The sequence below is a fragment of the Saccharothrix xinjiangensis genome (assembly GCF_039527585.1).
GTDB lineage: Bacteria > Actinomycetota > Actinomycetes > Mycobacteriales > Pseudonocardiaceae > Actinosynnema > Actinosynnema xinjiangensis.
This window is the reverse complement of the sequence record NZ_BAAAKE010000019.1, coordinates 1-11,780: the sequence shown is the minus strand read 5'-3', so window position 1 is coordinate 11,780 and position 11,780 is coordinate 1. Positions and strand designations below refer to the sequence as shown.

9 protein-coding genes are annotated in these 11,780 nt (G+C 71.0%); 5 read left to right on the top strand and 4 right to left on the bottom strand.

All coding sequences use genetic code 11. The features are described from left to right. Window positions 1-67 precede the first annotated feature (67 nt). Both eda and edd read right to left on the bottom strand, forming a co-directional pair. Window positions 68-691: a bifunctional 4-hydroxy-2-oxoglutarate aldolase/2-dehydro-3-deoxy-phosphogluconate aldolase gene (eda, locus tag ABD223_RS29225; protein ID WP_344039802.1), complete on the bottom strand. Its 624-nt coding sequence runs from the start codon at window positions 689-691 to the stop codon at window positions 68-70. After that, the gene (edd, locus tag ABD223_RS29220) at window positions 688-2,553 is read right to left on the bottom strand and encodes a phosphogluconate dehydratase (RefSeq protein WP_344039801.1); all 1,866 of its coding nucleotides are present in this window, start codon (window positions 2,551-2,553) and stop codon (window positions 688-690) included. Before edd ends, eda begins: the two co-directional genes overlap by 4 nt. Window positions 2,554-2,769: 216 nt before the next feature. Between edd and ABD223_RS29215 the strand changes: the two genes are divergently transcribed. From ABD223_RS29215 to ABD223_RS29195, 5 genes are all read left to right on the top strand, one after another. Continuing rightward, window positions 2,770-3,066, top strand: coding sequence for a hypothetical protein (locus ABD223_RS29215; RefSeq protein ID WP_344039800.1), 297 nt, complete (start codon window positions 2,770-2,772; stop codon window positions 3,064-3,066). Window positions 3,067-3,201: 135 nt separating this feature from the next. Next, complete coding sequence (locus tag ABD223_RS29210) at window positions 3,202-3,963, top strand: hypothetical protein (RefSeq protein WP_344039799.1); 762 nt, start codon at window positions 3,202-3,204, stop codon at window positions 3,961-3,963. A 9-nt stretch (window positions 3,964-3,972) separates the two neighbouring features. After that, window positions 3,973-5,844, top strand: coding sequence for a fumarate reductase/succinate dehydrogenase flavoprotein subunit (locus ABD223_RS29205; RefSeq protein ID WP_344039798.1), 1,872 nt, complete (start codon window positions 3,973-3,975; stop codon window positions 5,842-5,844). A gap of 2 nt (window positions 5,845-5,846) precedes the next feature. Next, the gene (locus tag ABD223_RS29200; RefSeq protein WP_344039958.1) at window positions 5,847-6,596 is read left to right on the top strand and encodes a succinate dehydrogenase/fumarate reductase iron-sulfur subunit; all 750 of its coding nucleotides are present in this window, start codon (window positions 5,847-5,849) and stop codon (window positions 6,594-6,596) included. A 121-nt stretch (window positions 6,597-6,717) separates the two neighbouring features. After that, window positions 6,718-7,506, top strand: a complete 789-nt coding sequence (locus tag ABD223_RS29195; RefSeq protein ID WP_344039797.1) for a phosphoribosyltransferase — start codon at window positions 6,718-6,720, stop codon at window positions 7,504-7,506. A 412-nt stretch (window positions 7,507-7,918) separates the two neighbouring features. Here ABD223_RS29195 and ABD223_RS29190 read toward each other — a convergent pair whose 3' ends face one another. Next, a complete protein-coding gene (locus tag ABD223_RS29190) occupies window positions 7,919-10,774 on the bottom strand; it encodes a vitamin B12-dependent ribonucleotide reductase (protein WP_344039796.1) in 2,856 nt (951 codons plus the stop codon). Between the two features lie 163 nt (window positions 10,775-10,937). After that, entirely contained in the window at window positions 10,938-11,393 is a 456-nt protein-coding gene (gene nrdR / locus ABD223_RS29185; protein ID WP_344039795.1) for a transcriptional regulator NrdR, read from the bottom strand. Window positions 11,394-11,780 lie beyond the last annotated feature (387 nt).

Below are 11,780 nucleotides of genomic sequence, written 5' to 3'. Positions count from 1 at the left end.
ACGGGGGCCTGTCCCCAGGCCCCCGTCGACACCGATCAGGGCGCGCGGTGGCGCCCCGGGTCCGGTCTCACCCCAGCGCAGCCGCCGCGCGGGCGAGCTCCTCGACGCGGTCGAAGTCGCCCGCGACCAGCGCGTCCTTCGGCGCCAGCCACGACCCGCCGACGCAGCCGACGTTGGGCAGGGCCAGGTAGCGCGACGCCGTCCCCGGCGTGATGCCGCCGGTCGGGCAGAACCGCAGGCCGGGCAGCGGGCCGCCGATGGACTTCAGGTAGTCCACCCCGCCCGCGGCCTCGGCGGGGAAGAACTTGAGCGCCGTCAGGCCCCGCTCGGCCAGCCTCATGGCCTCCGACACGGTCGCCGCGCCCGGCAGGAACGGCAGCCCGGTGTCCTCGGCCGCGTCGAGCACCCGGTCGGTGGAGCCGGGCGTCACCAGGAACCCGGCGCCCGCCTTCGCGGCCTGCTCGGCGTGCTCGGGCCGGGTGACCGTGCCCGCGCCGATGACGATGTCCGGCACCTCCGCCGCGACCCGCTCGATGGCCGCCAGGGCGGCCGGGGTGCGCAGCGTCAGCTCGATCACCCGGATGCCGCCGCGCAGCAGCGCCCGGGCCAGCGGCACGGCGTGCGCGGCGTCGTCCACGACGACGACCGGGATGACGGGGGACAGCTCCAGCAGGTCAGAGCTGGTGGTCACCGGGAAACCTCCTGGTTGAACTGGCCTTCGAAGTGCGAGGCCGCGATGGGTCCGAACACGCTGGCGCCCCGGTCCGCGGGTCCCACGGCCCGCCGCAGCGCGGCGAACAGCTCGCGACCCGTGCCGGTCCACGCCTGCGCGTCCGGGGGGAAGTCCACCAGCTCGCGCGAGGTCAGCTCCGCCGGGTCCACGAACACCTCCAGGGTGCCCGTCTCGGCGTCCAGCCGCAGCACGTCGCCGTCGCGCACGCGTGCCAGGGGTCCGCCCACGGCCGCCTCCGGGGTGAGCTGGATCGCCGCCGGGATCTTGCCCGACGCGCCGGACATCCGGCCGTCGGTGACCAGCGCGACCTGGAACCCCCGGTCCTGGAGCACGCCCAGCGCCGGGATGAGCTTGTGCAGCTCGGGCATGCCGTTGGCCTGCGGGCCCTGCTGCCGCACCACGATCACCACGTCGCGCTCCAGCTCGCCCGCCTTGAACGCCTCGCTGAACGCCTCCTGCGAGGTGAACACCCGCGCGGGCGCCTCCACGACGCGGTGCTGCGGCTTGACCGCCGACACCTTGATCACCGCGCGGCCGAGGTTGCCCGCCAGCATCCGCAGGCCGCCGTCGGCGGCGAACGGGTCGGTCGCGGGCCGCAGCACGTCGGTGTCCAGCGAGCGGCCCGCGCCGGGGCGCCAGGTCAGCGCGCCCTCGACGAGCACCGGCTCCCGCGTGTAGCGCGACAGGCCGGGACCGGCCACGGTCCGCACGTCCTCGTGCAGCAGGCCGGCCTCCAGCAGCGTGTGCACCAGGAACTGCACGCCGCCCGCCGCCTGGAAGTGGTTGATGTCGGCCGAGCCGTTGGGGTAGACGCGGGCCAGCAGCGGCGCCACCGTGGACAGCTCGGCGAAGTCGTCCCAGCTCAGCTCGATGCCGGCGGCCGAGGCGATGGCGACCAGGTGCATCGTGTGGTTGGTCGAGCCGCCGGTGGCCAGCAGCGCGATCAGGCCGTTGACCACGGACTTCTCGTCCACCACGTGCCCGACCGGGGTGTAGTCGTCGCCGCGGCTGATCTCCACGGCCCGGTGTGCGGCCTCCTCGGTCAGCGCCCTGCGCAGCCGGGTGCCCGGCGGCACGAAGCTCGCGCCCGGCAGGTGCAGGCCCATGACCTCGACGACCAGCTGGTTGGAGTTCGCGGTGCCGTAGAAGGTGCAGGTCCCGGGGCTGTGGTACGAGGCGGACTCGGCCTCCAGCAGGTCCTCGCGGGTCGCCTTGCCCTCCGCGTACAGCTGCCGCACCCGGGCCTTCTCCGAGTTCGGCAGGCCGGAGTTCATCGGGCCCGCGGGCACCAGGATCGCGGGCAGGTGCCCGAACGACAGCGCGCCGATCAGCAGGCCCGGCACGATCTTGTCGCACACGCCGAGCAGCAGGGCGGCGTCGAACATCTCGTGGGACAGCGCGATGGCGGTCGACATCGCGATCACGTCCCGGCTGAACAGCGACAGCTCCATGCCCGCGCGGCCCTGGGTGATGCCGTCGCACATGGCGGGCACGCCGCCCGCGAACTGCGCCACGCCGCCGACCGCGCGCGCCGCGTCCTTGATCCACGCCGGGTACTCGTCCATCGGCTGGTGCGCCGACAGCATGTCGTTGTACGAGGACACGATTGCCACGTTCGGGCGACGCATCGCCCGGAGGAGGTCTTTGTCACCGCCGGTGATGCCGGCGAAGCCGTGCGCGAGGTTGCTGCACGCCATGTCGCGGCGGGCGGGGCCCTCTTGGTGGGCTCGGGCGACGCGGTCGAGGTAGGCGGCCCGGCCGGCGGCGCTACGGGCGGCGATGCGAGCCGTCACTTCGGCGACGACGGGATGCACGCTCATGTTCGCTGTCTCCGGTGGTGATCACGGGCTGTGTGGCCCGGTGGGACGGCAGCGCTGGCGTCGCACGGTCGGACGTGACAACAGGCACACTATGTCACGACTCATGATCCTTACAAAAACGATTCAGCAGCTGAGACGCGCCGTCACCACCTGTGGTGCTTGTCACAGGCGCGTCGACTTGGCAGAGTCGGCACCGGACCCAAGGAGGTGCTGACCATGACGTCTTCCGAGATCGTGGCCCTGCGCCGGGCGCTGGGGCAGCTGCGCCAGTGCGTCGGCGGCCTGCGCGCGCGGTACGGCGACGTGGCCGCGGTGCAGAGGCTGGCCAACGACGTCGAGCGCATGGACATCGACGCGACCGAGCTGGTCGACCTGGACCGCACGCCCCGGCAGCGGGAAGCGCCCCGGGTCGAGCGAGAGGTGGTCGTCGTGCCGGACACGCCCTACGACCCGGAGTTCTGGCACGACGCAGACGACGAAGGCCTCGGCGGCTACCGCAGCCACCGAACCTGACCGACCCCCGACCGGCCCCCGCGTGAACGGACACCACGCGGGGGCCGGTTCGGTTTTTCCGCACCACGTCCCCGGCACGCCCCGGGGGCCGAACCCGAACTGTCCCCACCACAACGAAGTGGAACGAGGTGAGGTATGAGGGCGCAGATCGCCCGGCGCACACTGCGAACCGACCGGTGGTGGCTGCCGCCGCTGGTCACGTTCGGCGGCCTGCTTTTAATCTCCATCTACGCGGCCGTGCGCACGTTCATGGGCGACTACTACTGGGTGGACGAGCACCGCTACCTGACGCCCATGTACTCCCCGTGCCTGAGCCAGGAGTGCCTGCCCGGCGCGGCCCACTTCGGCCGGCCGCTGCCCGAGTTCCCGGGGTTCCTGACCCCGCCGGTGATCATCATCCCGTTCCTGCTGGGCTTCCGGCTGACCTGCTACTACTACCGCAAGGCGTACTACCGGGCGGCGTGGCTGTCCCCGCCCGCGTGCGCGGTGGCCGAGCCGCACGCCAAGTACACCGGCGAGACCAGGTTCCCGCTGGTCATGCAGAACCTGCACCGCTACTTCTTCTACGCCGCCTCGCTCCTGCTGCTGATCAACGTCTACGACGCCTTCTACGCGCTGAGCGCGGGCGTGGGCCTGGGCAACCTGGTGCTGCTGGTGAACGTGGGCCTGCTGGCCGCCTACACGCTGTCGTGCCACTCGTGCCGGCACATCGCGGGCGGGCGGCTCAAGCACTTCTCCAAGCACCCGGTGCGGTACTGGACGTGGACGCAGATCTCCAAGCTCAACGCCCGCCACATGCAGCTGGCGTGGGCGTCGTTGATCTTCGTCTGCGTCACGGACCTCTACATCGCCCTGGTCGCCTCCGGGACGATCACCGACCTCCGATTCGTCAACTGAGGAGTGGTTTTGCCCGAGCTGGAACGGCATTCGTTCGACGTGCTCGTGATCGGTGCCGGCGGCGCCGGGCTGCGCGCCGCGATCGAGGCCAGGGAACACGGCATGCGCACGGCGGTGCTGTGCAAGTCGTTGTTCGGCAAGGCCCACACCGTCATGGCCGAGGGCGGCGTCGCCGCGGCCATGGGCAACGTCAACTCCAACGACAACTGGCAGGTGCACTTCCGCGACACCATGCGCGGCGGGAAGTTCCTCAACAACTGGCGGATGGCCGAGCTGCACGCCAAGGAGGCGCCCGACCGGGTGTGGGAGCTGGAGACCTACGGCGCGCTGTTCGACCGGACCGAGGACGGCCGGATCAGCCAGCGCAACTTCGGCGGCCACGAGTACCCGCGGCTCGCGCACGTGGGCGACCGGACCGGGCTGGAGCTGATCCGCAGTCTCCAGCAGAAGGTCGTGTCCCTCCAGCAGGACGACCTGGCCGAGACCGGCGACTACGAGTCCAGGCTGCGGGTGTTCCAGGAGTTCACCGTCACCGACCTGGTGCTCGACGCCGGCCGGGTCGCCGGCGCGTTCGGCTACTGGCGCGAGTCCGGCCGGTTCGTGCTGTTCGAGGCGCCCGCCGTGGTGCTCGCGACCGGCGGCATCGGCAAGTCGTTCAAGGTCACCTCGAACTCGTGGGAGTACACCGGCGACGGCCACGCGCTGGCCCTGCGCGCGGGCGCGTCGCTGATCAACATGGAGTTCGTCCAGTTCCACCCGACCGGCATGGTCTGGCCGCCGTCGGTGAAGGGGATCCTGGTCACCGAGTCGGTGCGCGGCGACGGCGGCGTGCTGCGCAACTCCGACGGCAAGCGGTTCATGTTCGACTACGTCCCCGAGGTGTTCAAGGACAAGTACGCCGACAACGAGGCCGAGGCCGACCGCTGGTACACCGACCCGGACACCAACCGCCGGCCGCCGGAGCTGCTGCCGCGCGACGAGGTGGCGCGGGCGATCAACTCCGAGGTCAAGGCCGGCCGCGGGTCCGAGCACGGCGGCGTGTTCCTGGACGTGTCCACCCGGATGCCCGCCGAGGAGATCATCCGGCGGCTGCCGTCGATGCACCACCAGTTCAAGGAGCTGGCCGACGTCGACATCACCGCGCAGCCCATGGAGGTCGGGCCGACCTGCCACTACGTGATGGGCGGCGTGCAGGTCGACCCGGACACGGCCGCGTCCTCGGTGCCCGGCCTGTTCGCCGCGGGCGAGGTCTCCGGCGGCATGCACGGCTCCAACCGGCTCGGCGGCAACTCGCTGTCGGACCTGCTGGTGTTCGGCAGGCGGGCGGGCGCGGGCGCCGCGTCCTACGTGGCCGGGCTGGCCGACCGGCCGGTGTGCTCCGACGAGGCGGTGACCGGGGCCGAGCGCACGGCGGTGGCCCCGTTCGCGGGCGACGGCGGCGAGAACCCGTACACGCTGCACATGGAGCTCCAGCAGGCCATGAACGACCTGGTGGGCATCATCCGGCGGGCCGAGGAGATGGAGCGGGCGGTCGAGCGGCTCGACGAGCTGAAGCGGCGGGCGGCGTCCGTGGTCGTCGAGGGCCACCGGCAGTTCAACCCCGGCTGGCACCTCGCGCTCGACCTGCGCAACATGCTGCTGGTCAGCGAGTGCGTGGCGCGGGCGGCGCTGCTGCGCACCGAGAGCCGCGGCGGGCACACCCGCGACGACCACCCGGGCATGGACGCCGAGTGGCGGCGCAAGCTGCTGGTGTGCCGGGCGCCCGGCGGCGACGTCGAGGTGGTCGAGGAGCCGCAGGCGCCGATCAGACCGGACCTGCTGGCCCTGTTCGAGCGCACCGAGCTGGAGAAGTACCTGACCGCGGGCGAACTGGAGGCGTGACGGTGGGTTACCAGGGGCACTTCCGGGTGTGGCGCGGTTCCGCCGAGGGCGGCGGCCTGGAGGACTTCACCGTGGAGGTCAACGAGGGCGAGGTCGTCCTCGACGTGATCCACCGGTTGCAGGCCACGCAGGCGCCGGACCTCGCGGTGCGGTGGAACTGCAAGGCGGGCAAGTGCGGCTCGTGCTCGGCCGAGATCAACGGCCGGCCGCGGCTGCTGTGCATGACGCGGATGTCGGTGTTCGCGGAGGGCGAGACGGTGACCGTGACGCCGATGCGCACGTTCCCGGTGATCAGGGACCTGGTCACGGACGTGTCGTACAACTACCGGAAGGCCAGGGAGGTCCCGGCGTTCCGGCCGCCCGCGGGCGTCGCGCCGGGCGAGTACCGGATGCAGCAGGTGGACGTGCAGCGCTCGCAGGAGTTCCGCAAGTGCATCGAGTGCTTCCTGTGCAACGACACCTGCCACGTGATCCGCGACCACGAGGAGAACAAGGAGGCGTTCGCCGGGCCGCGGTTCCTGATGCGGGTGGCCGAACTGGAGATGCACCCGCTGGACTCGGCGGACCGGGTGGGGCAGGCGCAGTCCGAGCACGGGCTCGGGCTGTGCAACATCACCAAGTGCTGCACCGAGGTGTGCCCCGAGCACATCAAGATCACCGACAACGCGCTGATCCCGATGAAGGAGCGCGTGGCCGACCGCCGGTACGACCCGGTGGTGTGGCTGGGCAACAAGCTGTTCCGGCGGCGCTGAGGCGGGCGCGGCCGAGGCGGGTGTGGCCGAGGCGACCCCGGTCGCGCGCGGGAAATGCCGCGCGCGACCGGGGTCGGTTGTGGCACGCTGGCGGTATCTTTTCCGCCTGGGGGGTACTCGCTTGCCCACGTCGACGTCGCCCCGCCCGGACCGGTCGGTGGCCTGGGAGCTGGAACCGTCCGGCTCGTCCTGGCTCCTCCGGTTCCGCGGCCCGCCCGAGGTCGCCGCCCACGTGCTCGGCGCCCTGCCCGGTGGCGAGCCGGTGCGCAACCTCGGCAACGACCGCCGCTGGCCCTACCGCGTCCGGCTCGGCGCGCCGCCGCCCGCCGACCTGGCGGACTTCTTCCGGCTGCTCGGCGAGGTGCTGGTGGTCCCCGTGGAGCACGAGAGCGTGGACTGCCTGGTGGCGCTCGACCACCACCTGGAACCGGACGGGACCGCGCGCACCGCGGTGGCCGAGCGGCTGCACCTGGTCAAGCACCGCACCGGTACGCCGGCCGAGGTCGACCGCGCTGGTCAGGCCCTGTGCGCCGCGCTGGCGGAGGTGGTGATCAGGCACGAGTGGTTCGCCCGCGCGACCCGCGTCCTGCCGGTGCCGGGCCACGACCCCGACCGCCCGGCGGTGAGCGCGCTGCTCGGCCTCGCCCTGGCGCACGACCTGGGTCTCGGCCTGACCCCGGTCACGTCACCGGGCCGGGTCCGCAAGCCGGCCCGCCTGCTGACGCCGCGCGAGCGCGTCGACCTGCTCGGCGCGTTCCGGGTCGACGAGGACCTGGCCGGGCAGACCGTGCTGGTCGTGGACGACACCCACCAGAGCGGCTACACCATGGCGGGCGTGGCGAACGCGGCCCGTCGCGCCGGTGCGGTCGAGGTGCTCGGCCTGACCGTCACGCGCAACCCGCGCCGCTGAACCGACCCTGCTGACCCCGCTGCCGGCGATCCCCTCGGGGTGCTGGTGCGTCACCTCATCGTGCGCCGTCGACTTCGAGTTGATCGCGGAGGATGTGCTTCCACGTGCTCTGCCCCGTAGCCGTCGCAGTCCGCCGGGTGCGAGGCGCGGATGCGCAGGATCCTGCCGTTGCTCGTCGTCGCTGAAACTGATCAGTTGCACCAATCCCCAGTTGTCGCGGTGGTTCGGGGTGTTGAGCAGGCGCTCCTGCCAGTCTTCCGCGTACCCCCGCAGGGCGTCGATCATCTCGGTGATCGCTTCGTCGAACGACGCGCCATCAGCGAAAGCAACCGCGAGCAGGAACGCCAGAGCCGGGGCAACATCCGTTGCCCCGGCTCTGACCGGCTACTTCACTCGCTGGAGGCGCTCAGGATCAGCTGCAACCCGAGGTGGAGCCGCAGCCCTCGCACAGGTAGCAGGAGCCCGCCGGGCGCATCTTCGTGCCGCACGTCATGCACAGCGGCGCGTCGGCGGCCTTGCCCAGGTGCAGTTCGAGCAGTTCCGTGGAGCTGCCGACCTTCACGTCCTGCGGCTTGGACTTCTTCTCCGGCGCGGGCGCCGGCGCGTTCGCGGGAGCCGACTGCTCGGCCGAGCCCACCGAGGTGCGCAGGCCCTCCAGGTCCACGTCACCGCCGTTGTAGTCCGACGCCACCTGCGCGGTGCGCTCGTCGGCGGTGAAGATGCCCAGCTGGGCCCGCTTCTCGAACGGCAGGTAGTCCAGCGCCAGCCGGCGGAACAGGTAGTCCAGCACGCTGGTCGCGATCCGCACGTCCGGGTCGTCGGTCATGCCGGCCGGCTCGAAGCGCAGGTTCTGGAACTTCGAGACGTAGAACTCCAGCGGGATGCCGTACTGGAGGCCGACCGAGATGGACATGGAGAACGCGTCCATCACGCCCGCCAGCGTCGAACCCTGCTTGCCGAGCTTGACGAAGATCTCGCCGAGGCCGTCGTCCGGGTACGAGCCCGCGTGCAGGTAGCCCTCGGCGCCGCCGACCGTGAACGACACCGTCTGCGACGGGCGCTTCTTCGGCAGCCGCTTGCGCACCGGCCGGTACTCGATGACCGGCTCGGCGGCCTTGGCCTCCGACGACGCCTTGGCCGACTTGCCCGCCGACAGCGGCTGGCCGACCTTGCAGTTGTCGCGGTAGATGGCCAGGGCCTTCAGGCCCATCTTCCAGCCCTGGTAGTAGATCTCCTCGACCTCCTCGACGGTCGCCGTCTCCGGCATGTTCACCGTCTTGGAGATCGCGCCCGACAGGAACGGCTGCACCGCGGCCATCATCCGCACGTGGCCCATCGGCGCGATCGAGCGGTCGCCCATCGCGCAGTCGAACACCTCGTAGTGCTCCAGCTTGAGGCCCGGCGCGTCCACCACGTGCCCGTGCTCGCCGATGTACTCGACGATCGCCTCGACCTGCTCCTCCTGGTAGCCCAGGGCGCGCAGCGCGCGCGGCACGGTCTGGTTGACGATCTGCATGGAGCCGCCGCCGACCAGCTTCTTGAACTTCACCAGCGCCAGGTCCGGCTCGATGCCGGTCGTGTCGCAGTCCATCATCAGGCCGATGGTGCCGGTGGGCGCGAGCACGCTGGCCTGCGCGTTGCGCCAGCCGTGGCGGGCGCCGACCTCCTGGCAGCGCTGCCACTCCCTGGTGGCCAGCGAGCGGACCGCCGCGTCGTTGGCGTGCAGCGCGCGGATCGAGTCGTTGGCCGCCGCGTGCTTGCGGATGACCCGCTGGTGCGCCTCGGCGTTGCGGGCGTAACCCGCGTACGGGCCGACGACGCCCGCCAGCTCCGCGGAACGCCGGTACGCCACGGCCTGCATCAGCGACGTGATCGAGGCCGCCAGGGTGCGGCCGCCCTCGGAGTCGTAGGCGTGGCCGGTCGCCATGAGCAGCGCGCCCAGGTTCGCGTAACCGATGCCCAGCTGGCGGAAGTCGCGCGTGGTCTCGCCGATCGAGGGCGTCGGGAAGTCCGCGAAGCTGATGGAGATGTCCATCGCGATGATGATCAGCTCGACCGACTTGGCGAACAGCCCGGCGTTGAACGAGCCGTCGTCGGACAGGAACTTCATCAGGTTCAGCGACGCCAGGTTGCAGCTGGAGTTGTCCAGGTGCATGTACTCCGAGCACGGGTTGGACGCGGTGATCCGGCCCGACTCCGGCGTGGTGTGCCAGTCGTTGATCGTGCCGTCGTACTGGATGCCCGGGTCGGCGCACTCCCAGGCGGCCTTCGCGAGCTTGCGGAACAGGGACTTCGCGTCGACGTGCTCGATGACCTCGCCGGTCATCCGGGCGCGCAGGCCGAACTGGCCGCCGTCCTCGTAGGCGTGCATGAACTCGTCGGACACGCGGATCGAGTTGTTGGCGTTCTGGTACTGGACGGACACGATGTCCTTGCCGCCCAGGTCCATGTCGAACCCGGCGTCGCGCAGCGCGCGGACCTTGTCCTCCTCGCGCGCCTTCGTCTCGATGAACTCCTCGACGTCGGGGTGGTCCACGTCCAGCACGACCATCTTCGCCGCGCGGCGGGTCGCGCCACCGGACTTGATGGTGCCCGCGGACGCGTCGGCGCCGCGCATGAACGACACCGGGCCGGACGCCGTGCCGCCGGAGGACAGCAGCTCCTTGGACGAGCGGATGCGCGAGAGGTTCAGGCCCGCGCCGGAGCCGCCCTTGAAGATCAGGCCCTCCTCGCGGTACCAGTTGAGGATCGACTCCATCGTGTCGTCGACCGACAGGATGAAGCAGGCGCTGACCTGCTGCGGGGAGCTCGTGCCGACGTTGAACCACACCGGCGAGTTGAAGCTGAACACCTGGTGCAGCAGCATCCACGTCAGCTCGTGCTCGAAGAGCTCGGCGTCGGCGTCGGTGCCGAAGTAGCCGTGCTCGACACCCGCCTTGACGTAGGTGAGCACCACGCGGTCGATGAGCTGGCGGAGGCTGTGCTCGCGCTGCGGCGTGCCCACCGCGCCGCGGAAGTACTTGCTGGTCACGATGTTGGTGGCGTTGACGGACCAGAAGTCGGGGAACTCCACGCCGCGCTGCTCGAAGTTCACCGAGCCGTCGCGCCAGTTCGTCATCACGACGTCCCGGTGCTCCCAGGTGACCTCGTCGTACGGGTGCACGCCTTCGGTGGTGTGGACGCGCTCCACCTTCAGCTTGGCGTTCTTGGCGCCCGCGCCGTTGCGGGTGGCGGTCTTCTTCCCTGAGCCACCGACGGTCTCGGTCATCCGGGTTCCCTCTCGATCAGGTGTGTGGTGGCGCGACCACGTCCGGGCTCCCCGTCCGAGGCGGTCGCTGTGGTGTTCTGGTCGCGGCTGTACTGGGCCGCGGCGTTCTGGTCGCGGCGGCGGGCGCCGGTCGTCGTGCCGGTCCGTCGTGCCGGTCGTCGCGCTAGTCGTCGCGCTGGGCGTCGCGGAGATCGGCGATCTCCTTCTCGAAGTCCTCGACGGACGAGAAGGAGCGGTACACGCTGGCGAAGCGCAGGTAGGCGACCTCGTCCAGCTCGCGCAGCGGGCCGAGGATCGCGAGCCCCACCTCGTGGCTGGGGATCTCGGCGACGCCGCCGGAGCGGATCGACTCCTCCACGCGGTGCGCGAGGTGCTGGAGGGCGTCCTCGTCGACGGGGCGGCCCTGGCAGGCGCGGCGGACGCCGTTGACGACCTTGTCACGGCTGAAGGGCTCGGTGACGCCGGAGCGCTTCACCACCGCGAGCACGGCCTCCTCGACGGTGGTGAACCGGCGGCCGCAGCTGGAGCAGGACCGCCTGCGGCGGATCACCTGGCCCTCGTCCACCTCGCGGGAGTCGACCACGCGCGAGTCCGAGTTCCGGCAGAACGGGCACCGCACGACTGATCTCCCCTGCTCGAACCTGCCTGAGCGCAGCACTCAGCGCGTTAGCCCTGGGGAGGGGGAATAACCCAACCTGTGGACTAACTACGTCGGTGCAACCACTAGATGTAGGGGTAAACCTATGCCTTGGCCCCCAGCGACGCAAGCTGACTGGTCACCCGTATGGCTGATCCGCAGTCCCATCCCCGAACGGCCCTGCACCCTACCCGCACCCCCTCCCCGCCCCTCGCGTGTCCTCCGCTCAGGCATCACGTGTCCTCCACTCCGGCATCGCGAGTCGTACGTTCAGAACCGCCGTGTCGAACGCTCAGGACCCCCGAGTTCAACGCTCAGGTACCCGGGGCCGTGGCCGGAGGGGTGCGCGAATGTTGAACTCGGGGGTCC